Origin of the sequence: Marinobacter sp., from assembly GCF_034669625.1 — a bacterium.
Classification (GTDB): domain Bacteria; phylum Pseudomonadota; class Gammaproteobacteria; order Pseudomonadales; family Oleiphilaceae; genus Marinobacter.
The window spans coordinates 47,080-65,232 of record NZ_JAXMOY010000018.1; the positions used below are offsets into that span (position 1 = coordinate 47,080).

16 protein-coding genes and 1 tRNA gene are annotated in these 18,153 nt (G+C 53.6%); 7 read left to right on the forward strand and 10 right to left on the reverse strand.

Annotated elements, in window-relative coordinates:
- Positions 1-112 precede the first annotated feature (112 nt).
- A complete protein-coding gene (locus tag VOI14_RS13600; protein WP_323752586.1) occupies positions 113-1,132 on the forward strand; it encodes a class I fructose-bisphosphate aldolase in 1,020 nt (339 codons plus the stop codon).
- A gap of 30 nt (positions 1,133-1,162) precedes the next feature.
- Here the strand turns inward: VOI14_RS13600 and VOI14_RS13605 are convergent, their stop codons facing one another.
- The 7 genes from VOI14_RS13605 to VOI14_RS13635 all read right to left on the reverse strand — a co-directional run bounded on the left by VOI14_RS13605 (position 1,163) and on the right by VOI14_RS13635 (position 8,671).
- Positions 1,163-2,140 (reverse strand): tRNA dihydrouridine synthase, encoded by a 978-nt coding sequence (locus VOI14_RS13605; RefSeq protein ID WP_323752587.1) that lies wholly within the window; start codon positions 2,138-2,140, stop codon positions 1,163-1,165.
- Between the two features lie 135 nt (positions 2,141-2,275).
- Positions 2,276-4,447 (reverse strand): catalase/peroxidase HPI, encoded by a 2,172-nt coding sequence (gene katG, locus VOI14_RS13610; protein ID WP_323752588.1) that lies wholly within the window; start codon positions 4,445-4,447, stop codon positions 2,276-2,278.
- Between the two features lie 297 nt (positions 4,448-4,744).
- Positions 4,745-4,963 carry a DUF2835 domain-containing protein gene (locus tag VOI14_RS13615; RefSeq protein ID WP_323752589.1) on the reverse strand — a complete coding sequence of 73 codons (219 nt, stop codon included), beginning with the start codon at positions 4,961-4,963 and terminating at the stop codon, positions 4,745-4,747.
- A gap of 13 nt (positions 4,964-4,976) precedes the next feature.
- Positions 4,977-6,869 (reverse strand): molecular chaperone HtpG, encoded by a 1,893-nt coding sequence (gene htpG / locus VOI14_RS13620; protein ID WP_323752590.1) that lies wholly within the window; start codon positions 6,867-6,869, stop codon positions 4,977-4,979.
- A gap of 141 nt (positions 6,870-7,010) precedes the next feature.
- A complete protein-coding gene (locus tag VOI14_RS13625; RefSeq protein ID WP_323752591.1) occupies positions 7,011-7,445 on the reverse strand; it encodes a PaaI family thioesterase in 435 nt (144 codons plus the stop codon).
- The gene (locus VOI14_RS13630; protein WP_323752592.1) at positions 7,442-7,912 is read right to left on the reverse strand and encodes a PaaI family thioesterase; all 471 of its coding nucleotides are present in this window, start codon (positions 7,910-7,912) and stop codon (positions 7,442-7,444) included. Before VOI14_RS13630 ends, VOI14_RS13625 begins: the two co-directional genes overlap by 4 nt.
- 18 nt (positions 7,913-7,930) lie before the next feature.
- On the reverse strand, positions 7,931-8,671 hold the full coding sequence (locus VOI14_RS13635) for a DUF599 domain-containing protein (protein WP_323752593.1): 741 nt from the start codon (positions 8,669-8,671) through the stop codon (positions 7,931-7,933).
- Positions 8,672-8,892: 221 nt separating this feature from the next.
- Here VOI14_RS13635 and VOI14_RS13640 point away from each other — a divergent pair, with 221 nt between their 5' ends.
- The 4 genes from VOI14_RS13640 (at position 8,893) to VOI14_RS13655 (ending at position 12,987) form a co-directional block, all read left to right on the forward strand.
- Positions 8,893-10,131 (forward strand): M48 family metalloprotease, encoded by a 1,239-nt coding sequence (locus VOI14_RS13640; protein WP_323752602.1) that lies wholly within the window; start codon positions 8,893-8,895, stop codon positions 10,129-10,131.
- 164 nt (positions 10,132-10,295) lie between these two features.
- On the forward strand, positions 10,296-10,841 hold the full coding sequence (locus VOI14_RS13645; RefSeq protein WP_323752594.1) for a hypothetical protein: 546 nt from the start codon (positions 10,296-10,298) through the stop codon (positions 10,839-10,841).
- Complete coding sequence (locus VOI14_RS13650; protein WP_323752595.1) at positions 10,841-12,028, forward strand: iron-containing alcohol dehydrogenase; 1,188 nt, start codon at positions 10,841-10,843, stop codon at positions 12,026-12,028. The genes VOI14_RS13645 and VOI14_RS13650 overlap by 1 nt, the downstream gene beginning before the upstream one ends.
- 263 nt (positions 12,029-12,291) lie before the next feature.
- On the forward strand, positions 12,292-12,987 hold the full coding sequence (locus VOI14_RS13655; protein ID WP_323752596.1) for a substrate-binding periplasmic protein: 696 nt from the start codon (positions 12,292-12,294) through the stop codon (positions 12,985-12,987).
- 18 nt (positions 12,988-13,005) lie between these two features.
- Here the strand turns inward: VOI14_RS13655 and VOI14_RS13660 are convergent, their stop codons facing one another.
- Both VOI14_RS13660 and VOI14_RS13665 read right to left on the reverse strand, forming a co-directional pair.
- A complete protein-coding gene (locus tag VOI14_RS13660; RefSeq protein ID WP_323752597.1) occupies positions 13,006-15,492 on the reverse strand; it encodes an ABC transporter permease in 2,487 nt (828 codons plus the stop codon).
- Complete coding sequence (locus VOI14_RS13665; protein WP_323752603.1) at positions 15,492-16,211, reverse strand: ABC transporter ATP-binding protein; 720 nt, start codon at positions 16,209-16,211, stop codon at positions 15,492-15,494. The genes VOI14_RS13660 and VOI14_RS13665 overlap by 1 nt, the downstream gene beginning before the upstream one ends.
- Positions 16,212-16,278: 67 nt before the next feature.
- On the opposite strand from VOI14_RS13665, the gene VOI14_RS13670 reads away from it, so the two are divergent.
- Complete coding sequence (locus tag VOI14_RS13670) at positions 16,279-16,905, forward strand: arylesterase (protein WP_323752598.1); 627 nt, start codon at positions 16,279-16,281, stop codon at positions 16,903-16,905.
- A gap of 64 nt (positions 16,906-16,969) precedes the next feature.
- Here the strand turns inward: VOI14_RS13670 and VOI14_RS13675 are convergent, their stop codons facing one another.
- Positions 16,970-17,839, reverse strand: a complete 870-nt coding sequence (locus VOI14_RS13675) for a YheT family hydrolase (protein WP_323752599.1) — start codon at positions 17,837-17,839, stop codon at positions 16,970-16,972.
- Between the two features lie 169 nt (positions 17,840-18,008).
- Between VOI14_RS13675 and VOI14_RS13680 the strand changes: the two genes are divergently transcribed.
- Positions 18,009-18,084: transfer RNA gene (locus VOI14_RS13680), tRNA-Asn, on the forward strand.
- Positions 18,085-18,153: the final 69 nt, after the last annotated feature.

Consider the following 18,153-nt stretch of genomic DNA (forward strand, 5'->3'; position numbering starts at 1 on the left):
AACAGGCTAGCCGCCCTGGAGAGATGACGTGAGGTGTTTAGAGGCCAATTTCATATCATGGAGGTCGAATTTACCGACTAGACTGAACAAAGAACAAAACCAAGGAGACACCATGAGCATCGAGGACGAGTTACAAGCAACTATCAACGATCTGGTGCACGCCAACAAAGGCATACTCGCCGCGGACGAAAGCGCGCCTACCATTGCCAAGCGGTTTGCTGCCGTTGATGTTCAATCTACCGAAGACTCTCGACGAGAGTATCGGAGCTTGATTTTTGCCACGCCGGATCTGGGCAAACATATTAGCGGCGTTATTCTTTACGAAGAAACGCTGGGGCAATTGAGCCTTGATGATATTCCCATCCCGAAACTCCTTGAAAACCAAGGCATAGTGCCCGGCATCAAAGTGGACGCAGGCAAAGGACCGTTGGTCAATGCACCCGGCGATGAAATTACTTACGGGCTGGACGGGCTGGCTACCCGACTGGAACATTACAAAGCCCTTGGTGCCCGCTTTGCCAAATGGCGGAGCGTTTTTCATATATCGGATGTACAGCCTTCCTATCAGGCAATCGCCTCTAACGCCGAAGTGTTGGCACGCTATGCGGCTGACTGTCAGGCACTGGGCATCGTACCCATCGTCGAACCCGAAGTGCTGATCGACGGTGATCACTCGATCACACGAGCGGCGGAGGTCAGTGAAGAGGTCTTGCGGAGCGTGTTCGGGGCACTGCATCGCCACCACGTCCGATGCGAGTGGATGGTCCTGAAACCGAGCATGGTGACGCCCGGTAAAGGTGCGGGTAAAGCAACGCCCAAACAAATTGCGGAAGCGACACTTCGGGTGTTTCGGCGCGTGGTACCAGCGGCCGTGCCGGGGATTATGTTTTTATCGGGCGGCCAATCACCGGAAGAATCTACCGCGAACCTCAATGCCCTTAACAGTATGGGAACTCAACCGTGGGAATTAAGCTTTTCCTATGGCCGAGCATTACAAGGGCCGGCTCAGAAGGCTTGGGCCGGGGAACGGTCTAATGAGGAAAAAGCTCAGGCTGCACTGATAAAACGCGCCCGATTGAATGGCCTGGCTCGGTCAGGCAGTTATTCCCCTAAGTTGGAAAACGAAAACTAACACCAGAACCGAAAACCGAAATACAAACCTTCAGGCGGCCCGGGGGCCTTTGGCGGAAACCGCAGCGGGCTGACTGAGGCAGGCCAGCATAGGGGCAACGTCACGAAGCTTTCGCGCTTCGGGCCACAACAACTCGGCCTCGGGAAAACCTTGCCTCAGAAAGTTAAGCCACTGTTTGATGCGACCCGTGACAAACCGGTCTTCCAATCGGGTTTGCAAGGCTGCGGCGTATTCTCGAACCAACGCCACTGCTTCATGCCACGTCATAGGTGCCAAAGATTCACCCCGCTGGGATGCTTTGATTTGTGCCGCCAAATCCGGGCGAGCGATCAACCCGCGGCCAATCATCACATCGTCACAACCGGATACTTCACGGCAACGCCAATAGTCGTTAACCGTCCAGATTTCACCGTTTGCAATCACATGGCTGTTTACCGCTTCACGCACTTTGGCGATCTCTTCCCAGTACGCTGGCGGCTTATAACCATCCACCTTGCTACGGGCGTGGATAACGATTTCCGATGCGCCTGCGGCCTCTAAAGCTTGCCCACAAGCAACGCCCATGGAGCGGTCGTCGTAACCCAAACGCATTTTAGCGGTCACCGGTATATTGGCCGGCACCGCTCTACGCACGCTGGCCGCAATTTCATACATGAGCTCCGGCTCGCGCATAAGCACACAGCCGCCTTTGTGCCGATTCACCGTTTTCGCGGGGCAACCAAAGTTAATATCCACCTGCATAGCGCCAAGTTCCGCTGCTTTTGCACCGTGGCGCCCCATCATTTCGGGGTCTGACCCCAACAGTTGAACCGCCACAGGCACGCCAACCTCCGTCAGGGATTGATTGTGCAATTCCGGAGCGTACTTGTAGAAAATGCGAGGCGGCAACATGCCCTGAGTCACACGAATAAACTCAGTAACACACCGGTCGATACCGCCGACTTTGGTCAGGGTTTCACGAATAGGTGCGTCGACCAGCCCTTCCATCGGGGCAAGGATGATTCGCATGAAGACTCCAGGAGTTAAATGACAATAATCGCTATGGGCTGTTTAGAAATCAGGCGGGGAGGATTGTAAGAAATTTGGCGGGAAGTTGATAGCAGGACACTCCCCTATAGGAGTGCCCTGCAGCTGGGTAACGACTTATTTTTGCAGATCAAATCGATCAGCGTTCATCACCTTGGTCCAAGCCGCAATAAAGTCTTTTACAAACTTCTCTTGGTTGTCATCCTGAGCATACACCTCAGCGTATGAACGCAAGATTGAGTGAGAACCGAACATCAAATCCACCCGCGTTGCAGTCCACTTCACGTCACCGGTCTTGCGGTCGCGAATCTCATAGAGATTGCTACCTACCGACTTCCAGGTGTTGCCCATATCAGTCAGATTGACGAAAAAGTCGTTGCTTAATACGCCGGCACGATCGGTGAATACACCCGCTCCGCTATCGCCGTAATTGGTGCCGAGCATGCGCATCCCGCCAATCAACACCGTCATTTCCGGCGCGGTCAGCCCCAGCAATTGAGCGCGATCCAGCAGCAGCTCTTCCGGCTTGACCACATAGTCTTTCTTCAACCAGTTCCGGAACGCATCGGCGACCGGTTCCAGTGGCTCGAAGGACTCCGCATCAGTCATCTCATCCGTAGCGTCGCCCCGTCCTTTCAAAAACGGAACTCGTGCGGTGTAGCCCGCTGCTTTCGCGGCTTGTTCGACTCCAACACTACCGCCAAGCACGATGACATCTGCGATACTGGCTCCGGTGTCCGCAGAGATTTGCTCGTAAATCTTGAGTACTTTCGCCAAACGAGCCGGTTCGTTGCCTTCCCAGTCTTTCTGAGGTGCCAGGCGAATCCGAGCGCCGTTCGCACCGCCGCGCAAGTCGGAGCCCCGGAACGTACGGGCGCTGTCCCAAGCCGTGCTGACCATGTCACCAATGCTCAGACCACTTGCCGCGATGTGCTGTTTTACGACTTCTTCGCTGTAATCGGTGTTACCAGCAGGAACCGGGTCCTGCCAAATCAGCTCTTCAGCCGGAGCGTCCGGGCCGATATAGCGAGTTTTGGGACCCAAGTCACGATGCGTCAACTTGAACCAAGCCCGTGCAAATGTATCCCTGAAGTGCTGCGGGTCTGCCATGAACTTCTCGCAGATCGCGCGATACTTGGGGTCCATTTTCATCGCCATGTCCGCATCGGTCATGATCGGATTATGTCGAACCGACGGGTTGCTGGCATCGACCGGTTTGTCTTCTTCTTTGATATCAATGGGTTCCCACTGCCACGCACCGGCCGGGCTCTTTTTCAGTTCCCATTCATAGCCGAAGAGAAGCTTGAAGTACCCCATATCAAACTGGGTCGGATTGGTCGTCCAGGCGCCTTCAATACCGGAGCTCACCGCACGACTGGCCTGGCCCTTCATATTCGGGTTGCTCCACCCCAGCCCTTGCTCCTCAAGATCGGCTGCCTCTGGATCTGGCCCCAACACCGAGGCGTCACCATTGCCGTGGCACTTACCAACGGTGTGTCCGCCGGCAGTCAAGGCTGCAGTTTCCTCGTCATCCATCGCCATCCGGGCAAAGGTTTCGCGTACCTGTTCGCCCGTCTTGAGCGGATCAGGCTGGCCGTTTACGCCCTCTGGGTTTACGTAAATCAACCCCATTTGTACCGCAGCCAAAGGGTTTTCCATGGTGTCCGGCTTATTGACGTCTTCATAACGCTCGTCAGACGGTGCCAGCCACTCCTTCTCGGAGCCCCAATAAATGTCTTTTTCAGGATGCCAGATGTCCTCACGGCCGAAAGAGAACCCGTAAGACGGTAGCCCCATCGATTCATAAGCGACCGTACCAGCCAGCACCAGCAAATCCGCCCAACTGATTTTGTTGCCATACTTTTTCTTGATCGGCCACAGCAACCGCCGTGCTTTGTCGAGGCTGACGTTATCCGGCCAGGAGCTCAATGGCGCAAATCGTTGGTTACCGCTGCTGGCACCACCACGGCCATCAGCCAAGCGGTAAGTCCCTGCTGCGTGCCAGGACATACGAATCATCAAACCGCCGTAGTGGCCCCAATCTGCCGGCCACCAGTCCTGACTCTCAGTCATCAAATCGTGCAGGTCTTTCTTAAGGCCTGCAACGTCGAGTGTTTTCACCTCTTCCCGATAATTGAAGTCATCGCCCATTGGATTAGGTTTTCGGTCATGCTGATGCAAGATATCGAGGTTCAGCCCTTCTGGCCACCAGTCCATCACATTACGATTCATGGTCGAGTTTGCACCATGCATCACTGGGCACTTGCCACTCGAGTTATTTTGAGACATACGTTTCTCCTTCACTGCATCGTTGCCTGAAATGGGCGCTGATTCTAATTATCAATATAGCAGGTGCTCGTGCGCTTACTGCGCCATCGCATAGCTCTGCCAGTAATCGAACAAAACCCGGGAGATGTCACTCGATATAAGACGCTGATCAACCTTTGGTGCTGACATAGGGTCATCCCCCCGCTTTGATTAAGACAACGTCAGATTACACTCAGGGGAAACCAAGAGATAATTAATTAAAAGCAGATAGGTGAGAGTTTTTATTAATCAAAGGCGTAACCTGACAGTTAAATCTCATCAGAGCCTTTCGATGGAGGAGAACTTGCCGGAGTCGTCAAACAAAATACGAAAACTGCCTCGTACACCGTCGCTGAAGTAAAACCTGGAGAGGATACGCGCCGGGAATCGGACGGAACGCCCGTCCCGGCTCGTGGTATGAACATCCGATGCTACGCCCTGATAGAACTTAATCCATTCATCAGGGCTGATCGCGATGTCCACAATGATTTGCTGCATCTATGGGTCCGGCTCAGTTAGCCAGTTCAAGCAGCAAACGGTTCAGACGGCTAACATAAGCACCGGGATCTTTCAGCTGCTCGCCGCTGGCCAGCGTAGCCTGATCGAACAATACGGCAGAAAGCTCACCAAAACGCTCTTCGCCCTGCTCGCTTTCCAGGCGCTGAACCAGTGGATGATCCACATTGATTTCAAAGATTGGCTTGCTGTCCGGCACTGCCTGACCAGCTGCTTCCATGATCTTCTTCATCTGTGCGCCCATATCGAACTCACCCGTCACCAGACAAGCCGGAGAGTCAGTCAGACGATTGGTAACCCGTACGTCCTGAACACTGCTTTCCAAGGCTTTCTTGATGCGTTCCGTCAGCTCTTTGTGCTCTTTGGCGGCTTCTTCCTGCTGTTTTTTATCTTCCTCGGTCTCCACTTCACCCAAGTCAAGATCACCACGAGCAACGTCCTGGAACTGCTTGCTGTCGTATTCGTTGAGATATCCCATCATCCACTCGTCAATACGATCGGAGAGAATAAGAACCTCGATACCCTTCTTACGGAAGACTTCCAGGTGCGGGCTGCTCTTGGCCGCCACAAAGTTATCTGCCGTAATGTAGTAGATCTTCTTCTGGCCTTCCTTCATGCGGCTGATGTAGTCATCCAGAGACACGTCTTGCGTATCTTCGCCGGTATGAGTGGACGCAAAACGCAACAGGCCAGCAATTTTCTCTTTATTGCTAAAGTCTTCAGCCGGGCCTTCCTTCAGAACTGCACCGAACTCATTCCAGAAACTCTGGTATTCGTCATCGTTTTTCTTCGCAAGCTTGGATAGCATGTCCAATACTCGCTTGGTCATGGCGCTGCGAATACTTTCTACCGTGCTGTCGTTCTGCAAAATCTCACGAGACACGTTCAGAGACAGATCGTTGGAATCGATCACACCCTTGGTGAAACGCAGGTACAAAGGCAGGAACTGCTCGGCGTCGTCCATGATAAACACGCGCTGAACATACAGCTTCAGGCCACGAGGCGCTTCACGGTTGTACAGGTCAAACGGCGCACGCTTGGGAATGTACAGCAGGCTGGTGTAGTCCAGCTTGCCTTCCACTTTGTTGTGAGACCATGACAGTGGGTCTTCGAAATCGTGGGCAATGTGCTTGTAGAACTCTTTGTACTCGTCGTCTTTGATCTCGGTACGCGGCAAAGTCCACAGAGCGGTCGCATCGTTGATGGTTTCATCTTCGCCCTTCTTATCCTCTTCCTCGCTCTCAGATTTCATAACTACCGGGAAGGAGATATGGTCAGAGTACTTCTTCACCAGGCTACGCAGCTTCCAGCCATCAGCGAATTCTGTGGCATCCGGTTTCAGGTGCAACACGATCTCGGTACCGCGCTTTTCGCGACTCATCGGCTCAATCGTAAACTCGCCGTCGCCTTTGGATGACCAATGCACGCCTTCTTCAATCGGAGCGCCTGCACGGCGGGTGAACACATCCACCTCGTCAGCAACAATAAATGCAGAATAGAAACCTACACCAAACTGACCAATCAGCTTGCTGTCTTTCTTTTCGTCGCCGGACAACTGCTTAAGAAATTCGGCGGTGCCTGAACGGGCGATGGTGCCCAGATTGGCAACCACATCATCACGGGTCATACCGATACCGTTATCGGTCAGGGTGATGGTGCCGGCGTCTTTGTCGTAGTCCAGACGGATTTGCAGATCCGAATCACCTTCAAACAGCGCATCATCTTTCAACGCAGCGAAGCGCAGTTTGTCTTCGGCATCTGAAGCGTTGGAAATCAGCTCACGAAGGAAGATTTCCTTATTGGAATACAGAGAGTGGATCATCAGCTGAAGCAGCTGCTTCACTTCGGTCTGGAACCCAAGGGTCTCTTTATTGGTTTCTACCGTCATGGCTTGTGTTATCTCCTACTATTTAACGTTCGGTGGAGCGGTGCGGTGCTTGGGCCCTATTGTGGGCTTTCACCAATACAGCGTGGACTGAACTCAGAAATGGGGGCCCTCCGGGGCATTTCAACCCCGGCAAAAGCAAAATCAGTCTTCGAGCAGGAAGTGCGCCCGAGCGGTGGCAATGGGCTGGGAACGGGACTTTTGCCAGGCGCTGATCATGACGTTCGCGACCCGATTACCCTGCCGGGTCAAGTGGCATTCGGCGTAAGTCTCGCGATTGAGGCCTGCACGCAGGTAATCCAGGGAGAAATCGATGATCCGCGGCATGCGCAGTGTGTCTTGGGACATCATCAAATAAATGGCGGCGGACATTTCCATGAAGCCGCCAATAACGCCACCATGAATAGCCGGAAGAATAGGATTTCCCAGATTTTCCTCCTTCACCGGTAGACGAAAAATCAAATCATCTCCGAAACGGTCACACTGCAGACCAATCCACTTAGCGTAGGGAACGCTATCAAGCATCCGTGAGAAATCGCCCGTTTGCTGCGTGTATTTCAGGATTTCCGGACTGGTCATTCTGCACCTCCGGTAATCAGGTCACGGTAAGATTTCGGGCTGGCTTCTTTGCCGATACGCATGAACGTCCCCACACAGTTAGCGATAATCTCATCCCCTTCCTGATAGGCAACACAGCGAGTAAAGACGATGTGGCGCGTCACTTTGTAGGTTTCTGCACGCGCAAACACCGGTTTCCTTGGTTCAGCCGGGCGCATGTAGTCAACACGCAAGTCCAGAGTGGGACACAGTTCAAAATCATCCAGAGCACAGATCATTACGGAACCTGACGTGGTGTCCATCAAGGTTGTGATCGCCCCCCCATGGATAACACCGGTATCCGGATTACCAATGATCTTATCGCTGTAGGGCAGTTCCATTACCAGATATCCGTCACCCACTTCTTTCGCGACCAGGCCCAGCTCCTTTGCCTGGTTCAGAGTGCCTAAAAACCGGGTTACCCGGTCAATTCGGGTTTCATCATTCATTCAGGAAGGTCCTGCAGATCAGTTTTTCAATTTTGTATCCGTACTCGCCGGCACCGGTTTGGTTTCGTCAAAAACCTTACCGTCGCGCAGGGCGTTTAAAGCATCGGATTTAAATTCCCGGCGGTACAGTACGACGACCACCAGAGTTGAAGCGGCAATAAATACCAGAGGATGTATGAAGCCAACGATGACAGCCAGCGCATAATAGTAAGAACGAAGCCCCAGGTTAAACGCATCGCCCGCCAGATTACAGATATGACCGGCGTTGCGAGCAAAGGCCTCTCGAGCGGCAGGGCTGGTTTTGCTGTCACTGGGCAAAGGGGCGCTGCCAATCATCACGGCAACAAAATTGTACATCCGCATCGCCCAAGTGAACTTAAAGAAGGCATAAACGAACACCACCAGTAACACCACCAGCCTCAATTCCCACACTTCACGAGTAGGCGCGAAGCTAAACGGCATGGTGGCAAAAACCTCCATAGCCTCACTGGTATAACCCAAAGCAGTGAGAAGACCCGCCAGAATCAGAAGGCAACTGGATGCGAAAAACGCGCCGTTTCGCTCAAGGTTGCCAACCGCCGAAGTATCGGCGATGCGGTTTTCGCGTTTAAGCATGACCCGCATCCAGTCTTCACGATATAAATCGAGCGAGTTGGACAGGCAAGACCGGGTATTCGCGCGCTTTTTTGAATACCAGGTATACCCACCCCAACAAATCAGAAACCAAAGCAACGCCATTATATCGAGGTAATGTGTCATCGACTGTTTTCACGTCCGGGCTAGTAGAAATGCGGTAGAAACGTTGCTCTATGATACGTCATGGCAGCTTTCCCGGCCACTTCACAGCCCACGCTATTACGGCAAATGCAGCGATTGTGTTATAAATTGAGGTCTACTTTGCCACATTCCGTTCAAAAGGAACGAACATTCACATCATCAAGGAGTCGTGCGTGAAATCAGTCATTTTCCCCAGCCTGCTCATGGTCCTGGCAATGCTTACTGGATGCGCGGTTAATCCGGTTACCGGGGAACGTCAGCTGTCCTTGATACCGGAGAGCCAGGAACTGTCACTGGGGGCTGAGCAGTACGTCCCGACGCAACAAACACAAGGTGGCCAGTTTTATCTAGATGCTGAGCTCACGGTCTACGTGCGGGAAGTTGGCAACAAAATCGCCCAAGTGAGCGACCGCCCCGACCTGCCCTATGAATTTGTCGTCCTCAATAGCAGCGTCCCCAATGCCTGGGCCTTACCCGGCGGTAAAATAGCCATTAACAGAGGGCTACTTGCCAAGCTAGACGATGAAGCTCAGCTCGCCTCCGTGTTGGGTCACGAGATCGTTCACGCCGCGGCACGACACAGCGTGCAACGCATGCAACAGGGCATGCTGATCAGCGCCGGCGTGGCGGGTATCGGAATGGCACTTTCGGACAATGAATGGGCCGGCGTGATCATGGGCGGCGCGGCTGTCGGTGCGCAACTTGCCTTAGCGCAGTACGGCCAGGGCGATGAGCTGGAATCTGACGCCTACGGCATAAAATATATGCAAGCCGCCGGTTACGACCCGCAAGCAGCGGTCGAGCTGCAAGAGCTCTTCTTATCTTTATCCGAGGGCAACCAATCGAGCTGGCTGAACGGTTTATTCGCCAGCCATCCACCCTCCGCGAAGCGCGTGCAAGCGAATCAGGAACTTGTGCAGAAAATCGGCGCAGGTGGTTACCGGGGCAAGGAGGTTTACCAACGCCGAATTGCCATGATCCAGAAGCTCCAACCTGCCTACGACGCACACGACACCGCCATGAAACTTGCTTCAGAAGGCAATTTCGACGGTGCCTTGTCGTCGATAAACAAAGCCATCAACGCCGAGCCACGCGAAGCGATGTTCTATGCGCTACGTGGGCGAATCTATCAAAACCAGAAGCAACCCGAAAAGGCCCGTGCAGACTTCGATAAAGCCGTGTCTCTATACCCTGAAATGTTCCAATACCAGCTGGATAATGGTTTGAACGAACTGGCCATGAATAACCTGACCAAAGCCAGAACCCATTTGGAAACAGCAAATAAAATGGTGCCAACGTCAATCGCTTACCTGCGCCTCGGTGACATCTCAAAAGAACAGGGCCGCCGCGATGAAGCCATAAGTTATTATTCTGCAGCGGCTGAAGCCGGTGGTGAGATTGGCGAGGAAGCCAAACGCAAACTGGCGGCCATGACAAACTAGAAAAACATCCAAATTTCAAACAAAAACCGGAGGTTAACCACCTCCGGTTTTTTTATGCCTGAAAACATTGCCCGTTTGACGCCACGTCAGTGTCAATGATTGCATTGACTTCTAGAGCAATAACTCTAAAAATCAGATAACCCAATAACAATCGGATTACGCACATGCAAGTAAAACAACTGCAACCGGTGACATTTCAGGCAAAGCGCATCTACGTCGGTCTGATGTTTCAGGTCATGGGACGCGCCCTGCAGGCGATCAGTGAAGTGGATGAAATCACACGCAGTGAAACCAGGCTTCTACCCCCTGGATTTCTTTTTGAAATGCAGGTTATGCCGGCGGGGCCCAAAATGATTGTCGAGCACACGGGAGACGGCCATCTGTGTTTCCACGGCGACCACGCACCCCGCCCGATTGATCTATCGATTCAATTTAAGCACATGGCGCACGCGTTCCTGGTTTTATCGTTCCAGGAGAAAACTGCCGTAGCCTTTGCAAACGATCGCATGTTGGTCGACGGCGACCTCGGCCTCGCCATTCGAATGACGCGCGTCTTAAACCGCCTGGAGAGTTTCATCCTGCCCAAACTCATTGCGGAGCGCGCTGTAAAAGAGTACCCGGCGGGCCTGAAATTCCCGAGCAAACTGCTAAATGCCGCACGTATTTACTTGAAAGTCGCCACCAACCTTGTCGAGACAGAGAGAGCATAATGACCAACAAATACTACGAGTTCTTCTGCCCGGTTAAAGTCATCGCAGGCAAAGCCGCGCTTGAACACATCCCGTTTGAACTAACCAGTCTGGCCGCAAAACGTCCTATGATCATCACGGATAAAGGCGTGCGTGCAGCGGGCCTTCTTGATCCTGTCATTGCTGCCTGCGAAGAGAGCGGATTGGACATTGTGTCCATCTACGATGACGTGCCACCCGACTCCTCCAAAACCGTAGTGAGCACCATCGCCAAGGTCTATCGCAAAGAAAAGTGTGACTCGATTATCGCAATTGGTGGTGGTTCCGCAATCGACACCGGCAAAGCGGTGAACATTCTGGTTTCTGAAGGGGGCGATGACATCGCCGAGTACAGCGGTGCAGGCATATTGAAGCATCCTCTAAAACCGTTCTTCGTTGTACCAACCACTGCCGGCACAGGCTCCGAAGTCACGGCCGTCGCGGTTATTTCCGATGAAGAACGTGGTGTAAAACTGCCTTACTCATCGCCATTCTTACTTCCGAATGCGGCAATTATCGACCCAAGAATGACGCTTACGTTGCCTCCGCACATTACGGCGGCTACGGCGATGGATGCCCTGACCCACGCAACCGAAGCCTTTACCTGCATGGGCAAAAACCCTCTAAGTGACGCATACGCGACAGCGGCTGTGAAGAAGGTGAGCCAATCATTGCTTAAGGTGATGGACAAGCCAAAAGATGAAGATGGGCGCCTCGATCTGGCCCAAGCCTCTACCATGGCAGGCATTGCGTTCTCCAACTCTATGGTAGGTCTTGTCCACGCACTTGGACACGCCACTGGGGCGATCATTCACCTGCCGCACGGCCTGTGCATGAGCTTGTACCTGCCGTATGTCCTGGAGTTCAACCTCGAGAGTATTCGTGAACCTCTGGGTGAGTTGTTGCTTTACCTGGAAGGACCTGAGGTCTACTCTGCCACCCCAGCGGATCGTCGTGCAGAGGCGAGCATCTCCGCGATCCGCAAGCTGCGGGACGAGCTCTACAAGCGCTGCAAGCTGCCGCGCACTTTGAAAGAGACTGAACGAGTCCTCGAAAACCAGCTGGAGGACATCGCCAGGCTGGCTTTGGACGATGGTTCAATCATGTTCAACCCAAAGGAAGTCTCGTTTGAAGACGCTATGACAATCTTACGGAGAGCCTGGACCTAACCCTATCTACCGCTGACGCGATGTGCTATCTGTTTACATTCGGATAGCATATCGCTACATAACGCGCATTTCGCATCCACTATTAAATAGGTATCATTCAATAAGCAATCTAGCAACGATAAGGCTGGAGGCGCTCGGGTTTGTTTCGTTTCCCCCAGCTGTACGGGTGTGCTTCCATGGTTTTTCGGTGTTTGAGCAGGCTAAATCAATATCTTAGATACTTATCCCTTATTCTGCTCGGCATAGCCTCATCGGCCAACGCGATGAGCGAAACGCAAGACAGCGCTAAAACCTTCCACCTCAATATTTCCCCCCATGGATACCCGCCCTATCTGATCGTTGGCGGAGACGCCCCGTCCGGAATCCTATGGGACGTCATGACGACGATAGTCCCTCGATTGGGTTACGAGCTGATCCCGAAAAAAATTCCCCGAAAACGGGTTGATAATATGCTGCTCGATGGCTACATCGATGGCACCCTAAGGGCTACCGAATGGACGGACAATCCCGAAGACTACCTGTTCACTCAAGCGGTGGTCTATGTGGAAGAAGTGCTGTTTTTCGAACAGGATTCCGAGCTGGACTTCTCCCAACCGGCTGATTTGTTCGGACATACCATTGTTGCCCACCTGGGGTACCAGTACCCCGTTCTTGCCCCCTATTTTGAGCAAGAAGAAATCAAACGTTTCAACGTATCCAGTGACAAAGACCTGTTCCGATATCTATTGCTGGGAGATCGCTTTGACGCCGCCTTGGCTGACAGACTGGTCGGCCAGTGGATCTTGCGCAATGAAGGGCTCACTCACCAGTTCCGAACGTCGACGAAAAACATCAGCGAATACGGTTACCGCCTCATGCTCCGAAAGGATTGGACCGACTTTGCACAAGCCTTTAATCGGGAACTATCGGCCATGCGCGAGAATGGCGAACTGGACGCCATCCTCGCGAACTACCGTTAGAGAATGAAGAGCAGAACATCACTCCAATCTGCGCAACAGCAACATCGGAGAAACGCTCAGCACCGGCCTTAACTGCCAACGCCCGAACAAAGCCAGCAGCAGTGCGCTGACAAGCGGAACCGATAACACCACCTGCCAGTGCCAGCGGAATTCGCCTTCGAACAATCGGGCTTGCAAGGCATAAACAGCGACTTCAGCCGCCATCACACCGAGCACACCCGCAAAAAAGCCCAGTAACGCAAACTCCAGCATGGTACTGCGCACTAACAACGACTGTTGACCGCCCAGCGTGCGTAACAACGCCCCTTCCCGCTGCCGGTCGCGGAGGGTAGCGCTCACCACCGCAGCCATCACCACCAGCGCTGCCGCAAGAATCAAAGCCAGAATGGCTTCGATCGCTTGTGTCACCTGCTGCACGATTTCCTGGATACGCTTGATGATGTGATCAAGCTCCAACACGGAAACTGTCGGGTACTGCCTGGAGAACTGATTCAGCAGCAGCTTGTTGTTTTCATCCAGATGAAAACTGGTGATCCAGGTGCCGGGCATGTCAGTCAGCCCGCCATCGGGCGGGAACGCCATGTAGAAGTTGGGTTTCATGCTGTCCCACTGAACGCTCCGAATGCTGGCAACCGGCTCCGTGACTTTTTCAGAGCCGATGGTGAACGTTAATTCGTCTCCCAGCTTCAAGCCAAGCTTACCGGCCAACTCAGCCTCAACCGACACGCCTTTCGTATCACCCTCAACGAACCATTCCCCTTCCTGAATTTTATTATCCTCTGGAAGCTGCGCCATCCATGTCAGGTTCAACTCTCGATTCAAGGCATTTATGCGTTCATCTTTGCTCACCGCCTCTTTGACGGGCTGCCCATTCAGTTCCGTCAGCCTGCCTCGAACCATCGGGTACACGGTATCCAAAGGCACACTGCGTTCAGCCCAAAAGGACTCAACGGAGGCTACATCGTCCGGAGCAATATTAATGAGAAAGTGATTCGGCGTGTCTTCCGGTAGCTGAGCTTGCCAATCCTCCAGCAACGCCGAGCGCACCAATACCAGCGTGGCCGCCAACATAAGGGTCATGGCAAACACCGCCATTTGCGCCATGCTGGCTTGTCGGTGCCTATACAAACCCACAAGGGCAAGGCGCCAAGCATTTCCGCCGCCACGTACTCGGCGGAGCATCGACACCATCAGCCAGCCTATAAGCGCCAATACCGTCAGCAGGAGCGCCAAACCGCCGAGCAGTGATATAACCAAGGCAAGTTCACCGGCATAAAGCCAAACCAGGCCAAAGACCGCAACGACAGCAATCAAAAGGTCCGGCACGATCTCCCTGCCCGATTCTCCCGGCTGTGCGCGCAACACCCTCATTGCGGGTACGTTCTGTAAACGACGAATGGGCGGGTAGGCAAAAGCAAACAGCGAAATCAAAGCTGTCAGCAAGGCGGGCGTCAGTGCTGCCGGGTCCAGATAGAAATCAATCGGGCGTTCCAACACATCACTCAGCATACGCACCAGCAACCAAAATAATGGCAGGGCAACCGCAAGCCCTCCGGCAATGCCGACAACACCCCACAAAGCCAGCCGACGGAGGTATAGCCGACCAATCCCATGGCCCGTCAACCCCAGTGTTTTCAGGAGTGCGACGGTATCACGCTGAGAGAGCGCATACTGTCGGCTGGCGACAGCAACCGCCACGGCAGCAAGCAAGACCGCCAGACTTCCGCCGAGCAACAGAAACCGCTCTGCGCGCTCCAATGAGCGAGAGAAGGTTTCACCATCCCGAACGCCTTCCCATTCGTGGCTGGGTTCCAGCTGCGGCTCCAACCACTGGTAGTAACCTTCAAGCAATCGCTCGTCTCCGGCAAACAGGTAGACAAATTCCACCCGACTGCCTTCCTGCACCACACCGGTGGCGGCCACATCGTCGACATGCATCATGACACGGGGCGCCAATGAGGAAAGCCGAAACCCCCCATCCGGCTCCCGTATCAGCAGATTCGAGACAGTGAGCTTAAGGTTCCCCACTTCCAGGGTATCGCCGATCTCAAGCTCCAGTAACCTGAGCAGCCTGGGGTTGATCCAGACGTCTCCGGGCCGCGGCCCGGCACCGACGGTTTGTCGCGATGCATCTTCGCTAGGCTGGACTTCAATCTCACCACGCAGCGGATATTCGTCGCTAACGGCTTTCACCGATACCAACTGGAATCCGCTTTCGCCGAACACCATGGTCGAGAACTTGATCATCTGACCGGTTTCCAGACCGCGGTTTTGCGCCTCTGCGATCCAGCCTGAAGGCACAGGCTTTCCGTTCTCGGCTTCAAGCTGTCGATCAGCCGCTAAAAATGAGCTTGCGGAGGACACCAGCGTGCGTTGAAGCTGGTTGGCAAACAGCGCGATGGTCGCTACAGTCGACACAGCGATAATCAAGGCAACCAAGACCACCCGAACATCCCGCTCTCTCCAGTCACGCTTTACGGACATCAATTTCTTTGCAGCAGCCATCAGTCAACGAGCTCCCGAGCGGCATCAGGCTCGCTCAAGACACCGGCTTCGATGTGCAGAGTCCGATTGCACCGCGCGGCGAGTCGCTCATCGTGAGTGACCATAACAAGGGTGGTGCCCTGCTCTCGATTTAGATCCATCAGCAAATCCGAAATCGATTGGCCGGTTCGGTTATCGAGATTGCCTGTGGGTTCATCGGCGAACAAGATGCTGGGTTCGGAGGCAAAGGCGCGAGCGATAGCCACACGCTGCTGCTCCCCACCCGATAGCTGACGAGGTGTATGATTCAGACGTTCGCCCAGCCCGACGCGTTCAAGCAAATCGCGGGCACGTTTCTCGGGGGCTTCTATTCCTGCCAGCTCCAGAGGTAACATGACGTTTTCCAAAGCGCTCAGAGCAGGAAGGAGTTGGAAGGACTGGAACACAAAGCCAACTCGCCTTGCACGAAGTTTGGCGCGCTCGTCTTCGGTAAGTCTGCTGATTTGGGCGCCGTCCAATTCCACGATGCCTTCGCTTGGGGTATCGAGCCCGGCCAGCAGGCCTAATAAGGTGGTTTTGCCGGAACCGGAGCGGCCAACGATGGCTACGGATTCCCCCCGATTGATTTCCAGGTTCACCCCCTGCAAGATCGTCAGCGTATCGGTTTCCAGACTTACTGTATGGGTCAATCCGGAAACTCGCAGCATGGGGCATTGATCGTTTTTTGTCAGGTCCGTCATTTGGTTCACGGTTGCTCCGTTTGCTGGCGTTTCAATGAGTTAAACTTTAAGGGTACACGAATCTATTATGCATAATGCGTTTACGTTCGTTCGGTCGTTTTTTCTCATCGCTTTTGTTGCGATTTCCTGGCCTGCTCTGGCAAATCACTCCACGCTGCTCGTTGTTGGCGACAGTTTGAGTGCCGCTTACGGTGTGCCCTCCGAAACGGCTTGGGTAGAACTGCTGCGCCATCGTTTAGATCGTGAAAACGTGTCCTGGCAAGTGGTTAATGCCAGTATCAGCGGCGAAACGACCGATGGTGGCCTGCGCCGGCTGCCGCGTTTGCTTGAGCAGAATGAGCCGGATGTCGTGGTCATTGAGCTGGGCGGTAATGATGGTCTTCGCGGGTTTCCTCCGAATGTGATTGAGGCGAATCTGGCCAAAATGATCGAGTTAACGCTGGAAGCTGATGCGACTCCCATCCTTGTGGGCATTCAGATTCCGCCGAATTACGGTCAGCGTTATACGCAGATGTTTTCGGATATCTTTCCAGCATTATCTGACCGGTATGAAGTGGGGTTGGTTCCGTTCTTTTTAGAGGGGATTTACGACCAAGAAAGTTTGATGCAGGGAGACGGCATTCACCCTACTGAGGAGGCACAGCCTTTGTTGCTGGAGAATATTTGGCCTCAGCTGGAGACTTTGGTTCAGTAAGTCACTTGCCCCAAGCCTTCTAACTTTTGAGCAGGTTGAGGGCGATGCACTCTCACCAGCTTACTTAAGCGAAGTTTCCAACGAAATCCAAAACCCGCCTTTCCGACCAGTAGTAGCCATCTTTCGCGTGCTCAACGAAACCCACATGCCCACCCCATCGGGGCGCCTCGACTTTCACATACCGGCCCAATACCTTTTTCGATTCGGGGAAACAGGCGGCAGACAGGAATGGGTCGTCAGCGGCGTTGACCATCAACGTGGGTACACGGATGTCTTTTAGACGGAACAAGGCCGAGCATTGGGCCCAATAGTCGTTTGCGTCTTTAAAACCGTGTAGCGGTGCCGTGTATCGGTTGTCGAATTGATGGAAGTTTCGGATGCTTTTGAAGTCGCTGATGTCGATCAATTCAGGGAAGCGTTCGGACTTCTCCTGCATTTTCTGGTACAGGTCGTTGAGGAATCTCTGCATGTAAATCCGGCGACTGGGCAGTGCCAGCATGTCGGCGCTGCCAGCCAGATCAGCCGGTACCGAATAAGTAACGGCGCCGCTTATTCGGCTATCGACCTGCTCACTTTGCTGCCCTAGGTACAGCAAGGTCAGGTTACCGCCCATGCTAAATCCGGATAAGAACAGGTTCTTGTAGCTTTCACGCAACGCTCGGGTGACGACGGCATGGAGATCTTCGGTAGAACCGCTGTGATAGAACCTGGGTTGGTGGTTCATGTTTCCGCCACAAGAGCGGAAGTTCCAGGCAAGCACATCCCAGCCTTCGGCCATGAGCGCTTTTGCAAGGCCCAGCACGTAGGGTCGTCGGCTGTGACCTTCTAAACCGTGTGAGATCACGGCAATGCGGTCGCTGTTTTGGCGATACCAATCCAGGTGCAGTTCGTCGTTATCCGGGGTCGCCAGCACCTCGGTTTGAGGCGTTGGCATATCGACGGTTCGAAACAGTGTGGGCCAAATAGACTGTACGTGCCCATTGCGTAACCACACCGGTGGCCGGTACGGATACTGGACGCGCCTGTGCAAATTTTGACCTTTTATTTCAGGGGGTTGACGAACCAAATCAAAGTCCTTAATATGCGCCGCACATTGATGCTGTTCCCCGATAGCTCAGTTGGTAGAGCAACTGACTGTTAATCCGTTTGTCGCTGGTTCGAGCCCAGCTCGGGGAGCCACTTCTTTTAAAAAGCCGCTGATTGTCTCAATCAGCGGCTTTTTTCTTTCTACGTCAAAACACTTCTTCC

What these genes read in the sequence shown, in the direction of transcription:
- htpG (WP_323752590.1), bottom strand. Translation starts at nt 6,869, where the DNA reads ATGACGGTAGAAACCAATAAAGAGACCCTTGGGTTCCAGACCGAAGTG.
- VOI14_RS13655 (WP_323752596.1), top strand. Translation starts at nt 12,292, where the DNA reads ATGAGCGAAACGCAAGACAGCGCTAAAACCTTCCACCTCAATATTTCC.
- VOI14_RS13625 (WP_323752591.1), bottom strand. Translation starts at nt 7,445, where the DNA reads ATGACCAGTCCGGAAATCCTGAAATACACGCAGCAAACGGGCGATTTC.
- VOI14_RS13645 (WP_323752594.1), top strand. Translation starts at nt 10,296, where the DNA reads ATGCAAGTAAAACAACTGCAACCGGTGACATTTCAGGCAAAGCGCATC.
- katG (WP_323752588.1), bottom strand. Translation starts at nt 4,447, where the DNA reads ATGTCTCAAAATAACTCGAGTGGCAAGTGCCCAGTGATGCATGGTGCA.
- VOI14_RS13660 (WP_323752597.1), bottom strand. Translation starts at nt 15,492, where the DNA reads ATGGCTGCTGCAAAGAAATTGATGTCCGTAAAGCGTGACTGGAGAGAG.
- VOI14_RS13670 (WP_323752598.1), top strand. Translation starts at nt 16,279, where the DNA reads ATGCATAATGCGTTTACGTTCGTTCGGTCGTTTTTTCTCATCGCTTTT.
- VOI14_RS13615 (WP_323752589.1), bottom strand. Translation starts at nt 4,963, where the DNA reads ATGCAGCAAATCATTGTGGACATCGCGATCAGCCCTGATGAATGGATT.
- VOI14_RS13630 (WP_323752592.1), bottom strand. Translation starts at nt 7,912, where the DNA reads ATGAATGATGAAACCCGAATTGACCGGGTAACCCGGTTTTTAGGCACT.
- VOI14_RS13635 (WP_323752593.1), bottom strand. Translation starts at nt 8,671, where the DNA reads ATGACACATTACCTCGATATAATGGCGTTGCTTTGGTTTCTGATTTGT.
- VOI14_RS13600 (WP_323752586.1), top strand. Translation starts at nt 113, where the DNA reads ATGAGCATCGAGGACGAGTTACAAGCAACTATCAACGATCTGGTGCAC.
- VOI14_RS13605 (WP_323752587.1), bottom strand. Translation starts at nt 2,140, where the DNA reads ATGCGAATCATCCTTGCCCCGATGGAAGGGCTGGTCGACGCACCTATT.
- VOI14_RS13650 (WP_323752595.1), top strand. Translation starts at nt 10,841, where the DNA reads ATGACCAACAAATACTACGAGTTCTTCTGCCCGGTTAAAGTCATCGCA.
- VOI14_RS13665 (WP_323752603.1), bottom strand. Translation starts at nt 16,211, where the DNA reads ATGACGGACCTGACAAAAAACGATCAATGCCCCATGCTGCGAGTTTCC.
- VOI14_RS13675 (WP_323752599.1), bottom strand. Translation starts at nt 17,839, where the DNA reads ATGCCAACGCCTCAAACCGAGGTGCTGGCGACCCCGGATAACGACGAA.
- VOI14_RS13640 (WP_323752602.1), top strand. Translation starts at nt 8,893, where the DNA reads ATGGTCCTGGCAATGCTTACTGGATGCGCGGTTAATCCGGTTACCGGG.